Below are 14,242 nucleotides of genomic sequence, written 5' to 3'. Positions count from 1 at the left end.
CTATTGAGTCACCAAGGGCCCTTAAGAGAAAGCAATACCAGTAAGAATTATGTTCGCCATCGACAAAGGAAGCAAGACTTTCCATCCGATCGCCATCAACTGGTCGTAGCGGTAACGGGGGAAAGTAAAGCGGAACCAGATGAACAAATAGACGAAGAACGCCACCTTGAGCCCGAACCAGAGGAGCGGCGGCAACGGGATCAGCACGCCGTTCCAACCGCCGAAGAACAGGATCACCGTCAGGACCGACACCAAAAGCATGATGACGTATTCGCTGACCATGAAGAATGCGAAGCGGATGCCGCTATATTCGGTATGGAAGCCTGCCCCAAGATCGCCTTCCGCCTCCGCCAGATCGAAGGGGATGCGCTGCGCTTCGGCGAGCCCCGCGACGAAGAACACGAAGAAGCCGATCGGCTGGTAGACAATGTTCCAGACATCGGCCTGGGCCCGCACGATCTCGAGCAGGCTCATGGATTGCGCCAGCATGACCACGCCGATGACCGCAAAGCCCATCGGGATCTCGTAGCTGATCATCTGCGCGCAGGTCCTGAGGCTGCCCAGGACCGCGTATTTGCTGTTTGCCGCCCAGCCGCCGAAGATGACTCCATAGACCTCCAGACCGATCACCGCGAAGACGAAGAGCAGCGCCACGTTCATGTTGGAAACATAAAGCGTTATCTCGTTGCCCAGAACCGAGACGCTCTCCCCGAAAGGGATGGCGACGAACACGACGAAGGGTGGCGCGAGTGCCAGAATTGGTGCCAGTTTGAACAGGAAGCGGTCGGCCTCGGTCGGGATGTGGTCTTCCTTGGTCAGGAGCTTGATCCCGTCCGCCACCGGCTGCAGAAGCCCATGCCAGCCCACCCGCATCGGCCCCATCCGCTGCTGGATGTGCCCGGCGATCTTGCGTTCCACCCAGGTCAGCGGCAAGGGCAAGAGCAAGAGCATCGCGATCAGCAACGCGACTTTGAAGACGATCAGGCCAAGGGCAACGATAAGCTCCATATTCCGCGGCTACTTATCCAACAGGTTGAAACGCGCGACCGAACTTTCGCTCCGACTATACACCAGCTTGGCGTCGTCTGTCTCTGAGCTGGGAGGGCGTACTGGCGCTTCGATGGAGGGATGATTGACCGGCTACGACTCTCGGCAGGAGTATGGCCGGTTGGACCGGACGCGGCTGCCCACCCGGAGGAGGCCCGGCCTGGATGGGCGATTCAGAATTGGGCCTCCGTACTTGCCCGGTAAATGCGTGAATAGACGGATTCGTTCCTGTCGGTTTCCCGCCCACTTCCAAGTGAACCAATCTCGCCGTCGCGAGTTTCCCCGACATGACAGTCACAAGCCAGGAGGAAATGGCATGGATTGGAATCGAGTCGAAGGTAACTGGAAACAGGTGAAGGGCAAGATCAAGGAGCAGTGGGGCAGATTGACCGACGACGACCTTGACCAAATCGACGGTAACCTCGATCAGCTCGAAGGGAAGATCCAGGAGCGGTACGGCATCCAAAAGGACCTCGTCAGACGGGATCTGGATGATTGGTACAACCGACAAACCTGGAACTGATCCCTCAAAACCTCACCCCGCTTCGCGCGGGGTTTTCTTTTGGCTCGTGTTGTTGCAACGCGGCGAATGCATGCGGTGCATCGAAACGCAAACGAGAACCTTGTGTATCACGCAAAGCCTCGAGTTGCATCGCTTCCGCTTTTCAAGCATGTTTGAATTTAAGCAGCTAGCCATTCTTGCGCGGAGGCGAAAAGTGCTCAGCCAGCCCCCCGCCATAGACGCTTTCGTCGGCCGTCGTATTCGACTGCGCCGCAACGTGCTGGGGATGGACGAGAAAAATCTTGGCGCCGCACTCGGTGTGCCGGTCGCGCAGGTCCGGAGATACGAACAGGGGGCATGCCGAGTGTGCGCGGTCCAGTTGCTGACGATGGCAGATGTTCTGCAGGTGCATTTTTCATTTTTCTTCGAGGAATCACCGGCGTCGACGGGTGGCGGGTTGCCGAAGGTGGTTGAGGGGCCGGACATGAGCAAATCCCCGGCTTTTCCATCGAAGGTCGTTGGGCGCCCGCGCCGCATTGTCCGGCCCGCCCTCTGGGGCGGCAGGGCGTTAGGCCTGGCCGGTTGAGATGGTCGTGACGGGGGCTGGCTATCACCTAAAAACCTTCGGGGAGTTGCGGCTCACTGATGCCGCCGGCGATGCAGTCGCCTGTCCGGAGCGCGGCCTGTTGATCCTCGCCTATCTCTCGGCATCCGGGCAAAAGGTCGCCACGCGCGAGAAGCTCGCTACCATGGTCTGGCCGGACAGGGAAAAGAGCGTCGCCTTCAAGAACCTGCGCTCTACGCTTTGGCGCATGCAGCACCTGGCCACCCGCGAAGGCCCGCCTCTAGCGGCGACGGAGGCGGAGGTGGCGCTGGGGGCAGTCTCCTGTGATGTCGCTGTTTTTGGGGCGGTGAACAGTTCGGAGGAGACATTCCGCAACGCCCTGTTGCTCTGGCGCGATGCGTTTCTGGCATCGGCGGACCTGCCGCCCGGGCGCTACACGGATTGGGTCATGGAGAAGCGGCGGGGGTTCACGGACCTGCTGCGCGGCGCGCTCATCGCTATCGAACAGCGGTCCACCAACCGGTCGACGCTGCGCTCGGCTTGCGCCCATCTGCTGGAGCTCGATCCGGGGGATTCCGCCGTTCGAGAAATCCTGCAACGTGTCACGCACAGCCCGTTGCTGAGTGTCAGAACGACGGCTGCGGCCGCAGAGCAAGCGGAAACGGGCGCGCCGGAAACCGTGCAGCTACCGCGCGTCGCACTGCTTCCGCCGGCTGCCTTCGGCAGCGACCCGATGCTCCACGCCGTCAGCGTGGCAGTGATCGAAGACATCACGATCGGGCTCTGTGCACTGCGCTCGATGACGGTCGTCGCGCCTTATACAGCCGAGCGCATCCGTGGGGCGGCGGACAAGGCGGCGATCCTCGAAAGACACGGTGTGACCTACGCGCTCGATTGCCGCATGTCGGATCAGGGGCTTTTCACCCAGCTGATTTTCCTGCCCTCCGACCAGATCGTCTGGGCCGATCGTTTCCTGATCTCGCCTCAGGGCCTTCTCAAGCAGCGCCAGGAGATCGCCTACCACGTGGCGCGCGCCGTGACCGAGCAGGTGGAGACGGGGCGGACGGAGCACCTCGACTATCTGGCGCATCCCGAGGCCTATTACGCCTATCTCGGCGGGCTCCGGCATCTCTCCGGCCTCGGCCTGCCGGAGGTTCGCAGGGCGCGTCACGATTTCCGGGATGCACTGAAGCACAAGCAGGGTTTTGCGCCGGCGCTGAGCGGCATGGCGCGTACTTTCGCGACCGAGTGGCTGTTGACCGCGCGGGCCGACGATGAACTCCTGACCATAGCGGAGCGCCATGCCAAGGACGCGATTGAGAGCAACGAGTGCCTTCCCACGGCTCATCGCGAGGTCGGGGTCGTCAAACTCTATCAAGGCGACCTCGACGAAAGCCTGGCGGCACTTGATCGCGCCGAACAATTGAGTCCGCATTATGCCGATGTCCTCTACAGCCACGCCGATACGCTCGTTCATGCCTCCCGTCCCGGCGAGGCCTTGGAAAAGCTTGGCAACGCGATTTCCCTCAATCCGCTGACACCGGACGCCTATCTTTGGAGTGCAGCAGGTGCCAGCTACTTCCTCGGGAAATACGAGCAGGCAATAGGCTTTGCCCAGGACATGAAAGACAAGTCGCCGGCGGACAGGATCGTCGCCGCGAGTTGGGCGATGCTCGGGGACCGCCAGAAGGCCCGCCAGCACAGGATGCGGGCGATGAAGGCGAACCCGACTTTCGATGTGGATAAATGGCTCGCCGTCATTCCGTTCAAGGAACAATGGCAGAAGGATCTTTATCGTGAAGGGCTGAAAAAGGCCGGTTTTTGATCGTGGGCATGAGGGGACAATATGGCCAAAGTTGTTGTAATCGGGATTCCGGGGGAACCGGGTTTGTGGATGGTAGATCTTGGAAACGGAACCGTCAGGCAGCTTGACTCAGTGACGGGCGACCTGGCGACCGTGAACGGCTTTCGAAAGCTGGGCAGCGCCTTCGTCAACAACGTCGATCTCGCAATTGCGGTATCGTCCGTCGATGACGTTTTTGCGGGTCACGTGGACAGTTGATCTGCCTCGATATCGAGGATTGGACGAACTCGGGCGATAGCTATTCCGACAGGGTGTTCACCCCAGAGGAGACATTCGAACGCGTTCGGCCTTACCTCGCCGCTTTCGGCGTGACGCGCGTGGCCCGGCACACAGGGCTCGACAAGGTCGGGATCCCGGTCTGGTGCGCGTATACGCCGAATTCGCGGTCGATCGTCGTCGCGCAGGGCAAGGGATTGACGGACGCGGATGCCCGGACATCGGCGGTGATGGAGGCGCTTGAGCGCTCCGTCGCCGGCGAGCCAACGGTCGAGAGCTTCATCGACACAGCAGAAAACCTGCGCGCCGCCGCCCGGGCCTTCGATCCGCTGAACGGTCTGATCGGCGCCGGCCAGGATGATATCCGGCCGGACGACGAAATCGAATGGGCCGGCGGCGTCGATCTGATCTCCGGCCACGACGTCTTCGTACCCCTCGAAGCGGTACTTCTCGACCGCACGAGGGCCTCGCGTTTCTGGATGTCGTCGGATGGACTCGCATGCGGAAACATCCTGGAAGAGGCGATGCTGCACGGCCTGCTCGAACGGGTCGAACGCGACGCGCATGTTCTCTGGCGCGTGTCCGGTCAGGAAGCCCGTCACCGGGCATGCGTCACCCCCGAGAGCCTCGATGACCCGGCACTCGACGCGCTCGTCGGCCGCATTCGGGCGGCCGAACTCGAATTGCTGCTTTTCGACATCACCAGCGACACGGCCATTCCGTGCTTCCTTGCTCTTCTTGGTCCGCGCGGCACTACAACCGCCAGCAACCTCCGCTTCGTCGAGGTGACGAGCGGTTGCGGGGCGCATCCTTCCGCCGTTCGGGCCGCGATCCGGGCAGTCACTGAGGTGGCGCAGTCGCGGCTCACCTATATCGGGGGCGCCCGCGACGACGTCTACGCCGAGACCTACAGCCGGCCCTTGCCGGACTCGACGCGGCGCGCCTTTCTCGCAACGCCGCGACCGGTCACGACGCCGATCGCCCCGACCGGCACGCGTGTCGAGGCATTGCTGAGCCATGCCATCTCCTGTGTGAAGAAGGCGGGTGTACGGTCTGTGATCGCCGTTCCCCTCTCTCGCGACGATCTGCCCTTCGCCGTCGTCAAGGTGCTCGTGCCGGACCTCGAGAGCCCGGACGGCGAGCGGGCGCGTCGCTTCGGGCCCCGCGCGCTGTCTAAGGCGATTTCGTCGTGAGGCGGTGCCGCGCACGAAGTCACTGTGCCAAAGGGAACTGAAAACGGCAGGCGACGAGCATAGATTACGTGTGCGCGGACTGGCGAATCTATCGCGTAACACCACTGATGGATGTGCAACGCTCGTGCAACGCGCGCGAACGGGAAATTCGTCTATAGTCCCTCGCGAGGGTAGTACACGCAATGGGGGTTCAAATGACTTATTCTGTCTCGGCAGCGGCCGATCATGAAACGGAACTTGCGAGCATCGCCAGAATGCTGACCCATATCCGCGACAGCGCCCGCGGCCTGGACGCGCAAGCCCTGGAATATTGCATCGACATGGCGCTTCAGGCTGTCGCCACCGAATTGCGCGATCGGCGCGAGTTCGCTGGCGCAGGGGCCGATCTGACGGGCGGCTTTCGCGTGCTGCAGTGACCTGGGGGGCCACGGAGTCTACGGCGCCGGGCGTCTTTTCAGACGCGCGAGCTCGATTTAAATCCATTAAGGAAGCGTGCAGTCGTGCGGGGCTTGGCCGTCCGACGGGCTAACGGTCGAGCTCCGGATAGACCCGGTCGAGAAAGCCCGGCCTAAGCTTTTCGCCGATCATGCAATCTGCTGCCGTCTCTCCAGCGGCGAGGCTGAGCGTGGGGGGAAGCGTCACCCCGCTCACCTCGAGGATCAGCTTCTGCCGGATCGCGATTGCGAAATCCTCTGCCTCGTGCACCGGAAGAACGAAGGAGCCCGGCCCACCGATCACACATTCCGCATAGTACTGATCCAGCGGGCCAGTCGAGACCGAGGGGCGGATCAGGATCGAAAGCCCATTGATGATGATGCCGCGAGCCACTGCGTCGTTGCGGGCTGGAGCGACAGGGGGACCGGTATTGTTGGGGCCGTCGCCGGAAATGTCTATGACGCGGCGCGCGCCGGAAAAGGCATTCGTCTCGAGCAGGCTCGTGCCAAAAATAATCGCATTGGAAATCGAAGTGCCGCGCCGCGTCCCGATCGGCCGAGCCTCGATCTTGGCTGCGAAGGCTTCGGCATCCTCGGCACCTTCGATCACCTGCCAGGTGACCACCGAAGCCTCGTTGACCATGCCGGCCCATTCGAAATAGCCGATGGCAATGCGGCCGAGATATCCACCCTCGACGGCGTTGATGAAATCCGGGTGCCGGAGCGCCTGTACGTAGCCGGAACGCTGCACCCGTGCTTCCTCCATGTCCATCGAGCCGGACATGTCGACGGCGAGAACCAGTTCCACGTCGACATTTGGAGGCGTGGCCGCCGTCTGTATCGGGCTGCCGCTGAGCGCCATGATCAATGCCAGCATGCTCAACATCGCACCCGCCAATCGTCATGATCTACGGTCGGGACCTTCTGTCCCTTCCGAGCCCTTCTTAAAAAACGCGGGCTCCACAAAGAAATGTATCACAGGATTGAAAATCGGCGACTGTCGCGGACAGGTGCAATCGCAATATTATTTGATCGCGACGCCTGAGAGGGGAGAAAAGGCTAAAAACAGGCTCGCCATGGGATAAGGATGGTTCAATTCAGCATATTCGCAGCGCGGCCACTGGCTGGCTCGAACCCAATCTGGCCATGGTCGTCAAACAGAACCTCGTGATGCTTCACTTCGCGCCGAACAGAGACATCGTCCTGATCGACCGGCTGCAACGCGCTGCCTTCGATTATTTTCTGGATTATTCCGATGCGCGGACAGGACTCGTCGCCGACACCTCGCGGCAGGGGTCGCCGTCGAGCATAGCGGCAACCGGGTTCGGGCTGTCTTGCTATCCGGTTGCCGTCGAGCGCGGCTGGATGCGGCGGCGAGATGCGGCCCGCCGTGTGCTCACGACGTTGCGTTTTCTAGACGGCAGCCGGCAGGCGAGCGACAGGCACGCCACCGGATATCGCGGCTTCTATTATCATTTTCTGGACATGCGGACGGGAGAGCGCAGCTGGAACAGCGAGCTTTCTACCATCGACACGGCGCTTCTCCTGGCTGGCGTCCTGACGGCTGCCGCCTATTTCTCCGGGGCCGATCCGAGTGAGGCGGAGATCCGAAGCCTTGCCGCGCGGCTCAATGGGCGGGCGGATTGGGCCTGGGCGCTCAACCGCGGCGATACGGTGACAATGGGCTGGAGGCCGCCCGGGCGCTTCCTGAAGCACCGTTGGCACGGCTATAGCGAGGCGCTGCTTCTCTACGTGCTGGCACTCGGCTCGTCCACTCGGCCCATTGCCCCGGAGACCTACGGCGCCTACTCGACGGCGCACGAGTGGCTGACGATCGACGGGGCGCCGCACCTGCATGCGGGTGCGCTGTTCATCCACCTCTTTCCCCATGCATGGATCGACTTCCGCGGTATACGCGATAAGGGGATGCGGGAGGCTGGAAGCGACTATTTTGCGAATACATGCCGGGCGATTGCGCTCCAGCGCGCCCATGCGGAAGAAAATCCTCACGGTTTTTCCGGCTACTGCCGCGACCTCTGGGGCTTCAGTGCCTGCCATGCGCCGAAGGGCTGGCTGCAACTGCGCGACGGCCGGCGGCAGAAGCTTCTAGGCTATGCGGCGCGCGGCGCCCCATTTGGCGCCGATGACGGGACGCTGGTTCCATGGGCGCCGCTTGCCGGCCTGCCTTTCGCGCCGGACGACTGCCTGGAGGGGCTTTCCCATATGCTTGCGCACTATCCGGCGTTGCTTTCCGACGGCCGCCTTCCGGGCGGCTTCAATCCGAGCCTGCCGGGAGGGGCGCGCGAGGGCTGGGTCGATGACAGGATCGTCGGACTTGACCAGGGGTTGGCAGTCATGATGATCGAGAACTGGAGAAGCGGCCTCATCTGGGAACTCACACGCAGCATCCCGGCCTTCAGCCGGGGACTGAGAAGGGCCGGCTTCGAAGGCGGATGGCTGGCGCCGGGCGTGGTCTGATGGATGAGAGAATGGGGCAAAGGCAGCAGGGGAGCGCAGCACGCGGGGCGGCAGTGGCAGCGATCGAATGGCTGGCGGCCGCTATTCCGGAAGTCGCCTGTTCAATTGCGAGCTCCGATGCAAACTTCCAATCCCCAGGCGGTTTTTGGTCAGAGGCGGAGAACCTCGAGACCTGCCTTACCTATCAGGATCGCTTTGCGTCTGGCATGGACGACAAGGTCAGGGCGGCGCACCTGATCGCCTTTTACAGTCACCAGCTGAGCCTTGCGGCGGGAGCGATCCATCTCGCCAGCGGCCTCGTTCCGATCGTCGCGGCGCTGCGGTTCGAAACCTTTTCGCGACCTCTCAACGGGCGGACGCTCACGGCAGGCCGCTTTCATTTCCTCGTCGAGCTTCCGCAGAGCGAGAGTGAGATGGAGCGGGAGGCGTTGGACCAGCGCCTCCATGATGGCTTCGTTGCGCACATCAAGCCGGTGATCGCGTTTCTGAAACGCCGCTGCGGCCTGTCGGCCCGCGCGCAATGGCGGCTAGCCGCAGACAGTCTCGCCGGTGCTTTCCTGGAGATCGGGCGGCGGCGGCAAGAGGAAGACAAGGCGATCGAGCAGGCGCTGGCGATCGTCAACCACGCTCACTCGCCGCTCGCGTCGCGGCAGCTTCATTACGAAAGGATCGAGGTTGCTTGCGGTGGTGGGGGAGAGGTGCGCTCCAGGACCTACCGGATACGCGGCGGCTGCTGCCTCTTCTATCGTGCCGGTGGCGGCAGCTACTGCGACACCTGTGTGCTGCTGGAGCCTGAACTTCGACGAGATCGGCTACGGGCCCATTTGCTCGCCAACGAAGTGTGACGTGAGCCACACCCCTGGCCTTCTCCCCGCATGCGGGGAGAAGAGACTAGCGGCGAACGGACGCATGTGGGCTAGTTCACCCGGAGAAACCGGTCGTTGATGAAACCGGAGACGATGCCAAGCACGAGCCAGAAGGCGAGCGTCGTCGCAAGCGCGGCGACGGCGAACTCGGCGCCGAGCACGGCCGGCACGTTGCTGGAGATGTCGAGCGGCTGCGGCGCGCCATAGAGGTGGGGAGCAGCGACAAGGACGAGACCCCCCAGCTTGGCGACGATTCCGTGCCGGAGTGCCAACAGGTAAAGGCCGGCGGCGGAGAGCAGTATCGTCGCCACCCACCATGCCTGGCGGTCGCCAAGCTCGGCGGCCGGAAAGCCCGGCAGTTCCGGTGGCAAGCCGACTGCGGGCAGCAGGTGCACCGCCAGCCAGCCGAAGGCGCCCCAGAGCGCGCCGTTGGCAAGCGTGATCGGATAGCCGACCACCATGCTGATGCCGGCAAGCAGCAGCGAGAAGCCTGCACCGGTGACCAGATTGGCGGCAAGCGTGCCGGAAAAGCGGCTCATGCCGAACATGATGCCGCCTTCCTCGTGTTCTTCGCCCTCATGGGCATAGGCGGGCGTGACCGGGGAAAGCGCGGCAAGCATGTCGCCCAACGACGGGGCGCCGTTCAGCAACGAATGCTGCTGATGATCCGTGGCCGCCGGCTGCTCACCGGCTGGCTGTCCGGGGGCGGCTGGCGCTTCGCCTTCGAATTCTTCCGCATGCAGGATGAGCGGCGTGACGCGCAATTCCTGGGCGCCGGTCATGAAGACGCCGGCAACCAGCCCGGCCACAATCGCGGCCAGAAGTGTCTTGACGATCATTGTCGTTTTTCCTCGGCGGGCGCGGTCGCCCTGCGGCAGCCGGCCCCGCTCCATGGACGCAAACCGGCGCTTGCCGGCGCGTGCCAGCGGCACGACGCTCCGAGCACCGGCGTGTCGGTTGTTGCTTCGTTCGATCTGGAACGCGGCCAGCGTTCCATAGCTTCGCTTAGTGGCAGGGGAAGCCGTAGGAATGACGCGTGTCGTGGGCCGTGTCATGCAGCACGGCCGAATTCGCCAGGCCGGCACCGAAGACCAGGAAGCCACCGATCATGAGGGCAATGATACCCGCGGTCAGTCGGTCGCTGAGGGAAAGCGGAATGCTCGAAACAGTAGACGTAGCCATGACAACCTCCGTGATGGCAATGGGATATTCCCCTTGGGCACTATGCCCGCATCGCTTGGCAGGTTTCCTGGCTCGCAGCGTCAGATGCCCAGATTAGGCACCAGGGATTTGCCTCACCTTCCCAGTTCGAACCGCCCTCTCGCGGTTTTACCCAGTGGCTTCTTCCGGATCGCTCCGGAATAGCAAATTCACGCTGCTCTACAGTCGCGGGGTCGGCCGTGATTGAGATGCCCAGCTTGGGTCCACCCGTCACGTTCCCGTTTACTCCCGAAACGCGTTCGCATTCCGGGAACCAACCGATCATCGATGATTAGGTGGGGACGCCGACGATGTCAATCGAGCCACGGCGGAAAAACGAGAGGGTTTTGCGAGCTTGCGGTGCAGGCACGTGGTACGGGACAACCCCTGATGACTGTGATGCGTCAGTCGGTTATTCCTTCCTTGACTTGCTCAGGTTCAAGCCGGGGTGATCGTCGGCTATGGCCGCGAAACCAACCGCAACCAATGTCTGGAGTGTCGCGTGATGATTGCCTTTGTTCCCGCACTGGCCTTCGCTGCCGTCGTCGGCTCTGGCCTGATGGCTGGGCTCTTCTTCGTCTTTTCCGTCTGCGTCATGCAGGCGCTTTCGCGGCTGCCGCCCGAAGAGGGTATCGCTGCGATGAACGCCATCAACGTGGTCATCCAGAATCCGCTGTTTCTTGCGGCCTTCATGGGAACGGCACTTCTTGGCCTCGCGCTCATCGTTGCCGCCTTTGTCTGGGGCGGGGAGGGGAGCTATCTGCTGGCAGCGGGGGGGCTTGCCTATATCGTCGGCACGCTGATGGTGACGATCGTCTTCAACGTCCCCTTGAACGACGCACTCGCAGCGGCCCGCGGTGAGGCTGCGGTCGAAATCTGGCAGCAGCGCTATCTAACGGATTGGGTCTGGTGGAACCACGTCCGCACAATCGCCTCGATCGGGGCGCTGGCGCTCCTTGTGCTCGGCTACGCCCGAAGCTGAAGCGCAGCGTCAAACACTGGACCGCATGAAATTCGGGAGGAAAACATGACCGTCCGACGCATCGTGCCCAATCTTCAGGTGTCCGATCCCACATCGGCGCACCGCTTTTATGCGGACCTGCTCGACCTCGAGATCGTTATGGATCACGGCTGGCTCGTCACCTTTGCAGCCAAGGGCAGTTCATCCATGCCGCAGGTGAGCTTCGCCACCGAAGGCGGATCGGGAACGCCAGTGCCGGCGCTCTCGATCGAGTGGATGACGTGGACGAAGTCTATGGGCGTGCGAAGGCTGCCGGCGCAGAGATCGTCTACGATATCACCGACGAGCCCTGGGGCGTGCGGCGCTTCTTCCTGCGCGATCCGTTCGGCAACATCGTCAACATCCTGTCGCATTGAGCGGGGCACGACCCCCGGCGCAACCGATCAGACGGTCGTCAGTGCGTTGGCGACGTCGGCGACGAGATCGTCCGGATGTTCGATGCCGATCGACAGGCGGATGGTGGATTCGAGCACGCCGATCCGGCGCCGCACCTCGATCGGCACGCCCGAGTGAGTCATGGCAGCCGGGTGGCTGGCGAGCGATTCCGTGCCGCCGAGGCTGACGGCGAGCTTGAAGATCTGCAGGGCGTTCAAGAAACGGAAGGCTGCCTCTTGGCCGCCGGCGATGTCGAAGGAGAAGGTCGAGCCGGCGCCGGTGCACTGCGCGGCAAAGACGCGGCCGACCGGCGAGGCTTCGTCGTGGAAGGGCAGGTAGTGGATCCCTTCGACCTTCGGGTGGTCGCGCAGGAACTCGGCGACGATCCGGGCGTTGTCGTTCGCCTTCTCCATCCGGACCGACAGCGTTTCGAGCGACCGACCGAGCATCCAGCAGGAATGCGGGTCGAGCTGCGTGCCGATCGAGCCGCGAAGCGCCTTCACCTGTTTGATGAGCGCCTTGGAGCCAAGGACGGCGCCGGCGATAAGGTCGGAGTGCCCGCCGACATATTTGGTGAGCGAATAGAGCGACAGATCCGCGCCGTGTTCGATCGGCTGCTGGAAGACCGGGCCGAGCAGGGTGTTGTCGCAGGCGACGATCGGCCTCTGCCCCTGTCTTTCGCTGATTTTTTCGGCGATGCGGCGGATCATTGCGACATCGACAAGGCTGTTGGTGGGGTTGGCCGGCGTCTCGATGAGCACCGCGGCGACCCGTCCCCTGCTCATCGCCTCCTCGGCGGCAGCGCTGACCGCCGCTTCGTCGGTGCCATCAGCAAAGCCGACGGCGTGAATGCCGAGATTGAGGAAGGTCTTGGCGAGCAGCGTCTCGGTGCCGCCGTAGAGCGGCTGCGAATGCAGGATCGCATCGCCCGGCCGCACGAAGGCAAGCAGCGTGGTGGCGATTGCCGACATGCCGGAGGAAAACAGCGCGCCGGCCTCGGCCCGCTCGTACACGGCAAGCCGATCTTCGACGATTTCGCTGTTCGGGTGGTTGAAGCGGGAATAGACGAGTCCGGCACCGACGCCCGCCGGCGGTTCGCGCCGTCCCGAGACGAAATCGAAGAAGTCACGGCCCTCCTCGGCGGAATGGAAGACGAAGGTGGAGGTCAGGAACACCGGCGGCTTGACGGCGCCTTCCGAAAGCTCGGGATCGTAACCATAATTCAACATCAGCGTTTCGGGATGCAGTTTGTGGTTGCCGATATGGGTCTTCGACGGATGCGGCGCGGTCATGGCTTATCTCCCAAGCGGACTCGACTATCGGCTAAATTATATCAAACGCTTGGGCCGATCCTTGCTATTTGCGATCACTTCGTTTTGATGGGCGCAATTTTTTGCCGGGGATTAAGCGATATGACGCAGAAAATTGCCGACGAGATGGATCGCCGCATCCTGAGGGAACTGATTACCGACGCGCGGATCACCAACAACGAACTGGCCGAGCGCGTCGGCCTTTCTCCTTCGCCCTGCCTCAGGCGACTGCGGCGCCTCGAGGAAACCGGCGTCATCCGCGGCTATACGGCGCTCGTCGACCCGGTTATCGAGGGTTGGACGATGACGGCGATCGCCACCGTCCGCCTCAGCCGCCAGCACGAGGACGAGATCGTCATGTTCGAGGAGGCGATCAGGGGATGGGATGAAGTGCTCGAATGCCACCTCGTCACGGGGTCGCGCGACTATGTGCTGAAGGTGATGAGCACCGGCCTCGAGCATTACGAGCGTTTCATCAAGGAGAAGATCGCCCGGCTCAAATGTGTCGCCTCGATCGAGACAAGCTTCGTGATGAACACCATCAAGGAGCGGAGGATCTAAATTTAGTAATCTAGGCGTCGCCGATACAATCGGCACGGATTTGGGTTTACGTCAATCGGATACTGCTTGATCATGCGAAAGCCCGTCGCAATTCTCGGTTCAGCGGTTTTCTTCGTCGTCGTCCCCTGTGGGGTCGCGGGACTCGTCCCATGGTGGATCACCGGCTGGCAGTTCCGCGATCCCTTCCTCGGCACATGGGTGACGCAGGCGGTCGGCGTCATCCTGGTCGTCGCGGGGCTTCCAGGGCTGGTCGACTCGATCAGGCGGTTCGCTGTGGAAGGCTTCGGCACGCCGGCGCCGATTGCACCGACGCAAACCCTGGTTGTCAGGGGGTTCTACCGTTACGTGCGCAATCCGATGTACCTTTCGGTGCTGGCGATCATCATGGGGCAGGGACTGCTGTTTGGCGACTGGCGGCTCATTGCCTACGGAGCGGCGTTCTGGGCGGTATGCCATCTCTTCGTCATCGCCTACGAGGAGCCGACACTGCACGACGCCTTCAGAGCGGAGTATGCAGCCTATCAGCATAGCGTGCCGCGCTGGCTGCCAAGGCTGACGCCGTGGCGGAAAGGCTAAGATGCAAGCAATGCTCAATTTAGCGCTTGCCGTT

General features: G+C 62.5%; 16 protein-coding genes, 1 pseudogene and 1 riboswitch. Of the genes and pseudogenes, 12 read left to right on the top strand and 5 right to left on the bottom strand.

Annotated elements, in window-relative coordinates:
• Positions 1 to 21 precede the first annotated feature (21 nt).
• Positions 22 to 1,008 carry an NADH-quinone oxidoreductase subunit NuoH gene (gene nuoH, locus USDA257_RS22365; protein WP_014765256.1) on the bottom strand — a complete coding sequence of 329 codons (987 nt, stop codon included), beginning with the start codon at positions 1,006 to 1,008 and terminating at the stop codon, positions 22 to 24.
• Positions 1,009 to 1,363: 355 nt separating this feature from the next.
• On the opposite strand from nuoH, the gene USDA257_RS22360 reads away from it, so the two are divergent.
• The 6 genes from USDA257_RS22360 to USDA257_RS22335 all read left to right on the top strand — a co-directional run bounded on the left by USDA257_RS22360 (position 1,364) and on the right by USDA257_RS22335 (position 5,803).
• On the top strand, positions 1,364 to 1,570 hold the full coding sequence (locus USDA257_RS22360; RefSeq protein WP_014765255.1) for a CsbD family protein: 207 nt from the start codon (positions 1,364 to 1,366) through the stop codon (positions 1,568 to 1,570).
• Entirely contained in the window at positions 1,539 to 2,135 is a 597-nt protein-coding gene (locus USDA257_RS38045) for a helix-turn-helix domain-containing protein (protein WP_223843363.1), read from the top strand. The genes USDA257_RS22360 and USDA257_RS38045 overlap by 32 nt, the downstream gene beginning before the upstream one ends.
• Position 2,136: 1 nt before the next feature.
• Positions 2,137 to 3,939 carry an adenylate cyclase gene (locus USDA257_RS22350; protein WP_014765253.1) on the top strand — a complete coding sequence of 601 codons (1,803 nt, stop codon included), beginning with the start codon at positions 2,137 to 2,139 and terminating at the stop codon, positions 3,937 to 3,939.
• A 21-nt stretch (positions 3,940 to 3,960) separates the two neighbouring features.
• Entirely contained in the window at positions 3,961 to 4,176 is a 216-nt protein-coding gene (locus USDA257_RS22345) for a hypothetical protein (RefSeq protein WP_014765252.1), read from the top strand.
• Positions 4,173 to 5,387, top strand: coding sequence for a YcaO-like family protein (locus USDA257_RS22340; protein WP_014765251.1), 1,215 nt, complete (start codon positions 4,173 to 4,175; stop codon positions 5,385 to 5,387). Before USDA257_RS22345 ends, USDA257_RS22340 begins: the two co-directional genes overlap by 4 nt.
• A 182-nt stretch (positions 5,388 to 5,569) precedes the next feature.
• Positions 5,570 to 5,803, top strand: a complete 234-nt coding sequence (locus tag USDA257_RS22335) for a hypothetical protein (RefSeq protein WP_014765250.1) — start codon at positions 5,570 to 5,572, stop codon at positions 5,801 to 5,803.
• A 109-nt stretch (positions 5,804 to 5,912) separates the two neighbouring features.
• Here USDA257_RS22335 and USDA257_RS22330 read toward each other — a convergent pair whose 3' ends face one another.
• Positions 5,913 to 6,707 (bottom strand): DUF1194 domain-containing protein, encoded by a 795-nt coding sequence (locus tag USDA257_RS22330; RefSeq protein ID WP_041414533.1) that lies wholly within the window; start codon positions 6,705 to 6,707, stop codon positions 5,913 to 5,915.
• 284 nt (positions 6,708 to 6,991) lie between these two features.
• Here USDA257_RS22330 and USDA257_RS22325 point away from each other — a divergent pair, with 284 nt between their 5' ends.
• Together USDA257_RS22325 and USDA257_RS22320 are read left to right on the top strand one after the other, a co-directional pair.
• Positions 6,992 to 8,299: a glucoamylase family protein gene (locus USDA257_RS22325; RefSeq protein WP_041415519.1), complete on the top strand. Its 1,308-nt coding sequence runs from the start codon at positions 6,992 to 6,994 to the stop codon at positions 8,297 to 8,299.
• A gap of 11 nt (positions 8,300 to 8,310) precedes the next feature.
• Complete coding sequence (locus USDA257_RS22320) at positions 8,311 to 9,144, top strand: ferric iron reductase (protein ID WP_223843361.1); 834 nt, start codon at positions 8,311 to 8,313, stop codon at positions 9,142 to 9,144.
• A gap of 71 nt (positions 9,145 to 9,215) precedes the next feature.
• Here USDA257_RS22320 and USDA257_RS22315 read toward each other — a convergent pair whose 3' ends face one another.
• Together USDA257_RS22315 and USDA257_RS22310 are read right to left on the bottom strand one after the other, a co-directional pair.
• Positions 9,216 to 10,004, bottom strand: a complete 789-nt coding sequence (locus tag USDA257_RS22315) for a CbtA family protein (protein WP_014765246.1) — start codon at positions 10,002 to 10,004, stop codon at positions 9,216 to 9,218.
• Positions 10,005 to 10,170: 166 nt separating this feature from the next.
• Positions 10,171 to 10,347, bottom strand: a complete 177-nt coding sequence (locus USDA257_RS22310; protein WP_014329031.1) for a CbtB domain-containing protein — start codon at positions 10,345 to 10,347, stop codon at positions 10,171 to 10,173.
• Positions 10,348 to 10,387: 40 nt separating this feature from the next.
• A riboswitch (cobalamin riboswitch) is annotated at positions 10,388 to 10,659 on the bottom strand.
• Between the two features lie 211 nt (positions 10,660 to 10,870).
• Here USDA257_RS22310 and USDA257_RS22305 point away from each other — a divergent pair.
• Both USDA257_RS22305 and USDA257_RS22300 read left to right on the top strand, forming a co-directional pair.
• Positions 10,871 to 11,347: an anthrone oxygenase family protein gene (locus USDA257_RS22305; RefSeq protein ID WP_041415517.1), complete on the top strand. Its 477-nt coding sequence runs from the start codon at positions 10,871 to 10,873 to the stop codon at positions 11,345 to 11,347.
• Positions 11,348 to 11,392: 45 nt separating this feature from the next.
• Positions 11,393 to 11,742: pseudogene (locus USDA257_RS22300) on the top strand (VOC family protein).
• A 27-nt stretch (positions 11,743 to 11,769) separates the two neighbouring features.
• On the opposite strand, the gene USDA257_RS22295 reads toward USDA257_RS22300, so the two are convergent.
• On the bottom strand, positions 11,770 to 13,053 hold the full coding sequence (locus USDA257_RS22295) for a cystathionine gamma-synthase family protein (RefSeq protein ID WP_014765243.1): 1,284 nt from the start codon (positions 13,051 to 13,053) through the stop codon (positions 11,770 to 11,772).
• A gap of 120 nt (positions 13,054 to 13,173) precedes the next feature.
• On the opposite strand from USDA257_RS22295, the gene USDA257_RS22290 reads away from it, so the two are divergent.
• Both USDA257_RS22290 and USDA257_RS22285 read left to right on the top strand, forming a co-directional pair.
• Complete coding sequence (locus USDA257_RS22290; protein ID WP_041414532.1) at positions 13,174 to 13,632, top strand: Lrp/AsnC family transcriptional regulator; 459 nt, start codon at positions 13,174 to 13,176, stop codon at positions 13,630 to 13,632.
• A 72-nt stretch (positions 13,633 to 13,704) separates the two neighbouring features.
• Positions 13,705 to 14,208, top strand: coding sequence for a methyltransferase family protein (locus USDA257_RS22285; protein WP_014765241.1), 504 nt, complete (start codon positions 13,705 to 13,707; stop codon positions 14,206 to 14,208).
• Positions 14,209 to 14,242 lie beyond the last annotated feature (34 nt).

It is taken from the genome of Sinorhizobium fredii USDA 257 (assembly GCF_000265205.3).
GTDB lineage: Bacteria > Pseudomonadota > Alphaproteobacteria > Rhizobiales > Rhizobiaceae > Sinorhizobium > Sinorhizobium fredii_B.
Note: the sequence above shows the minus strand (reverse complement) of the source record. Positions and strands in the feature narration are given on the sequence as shown.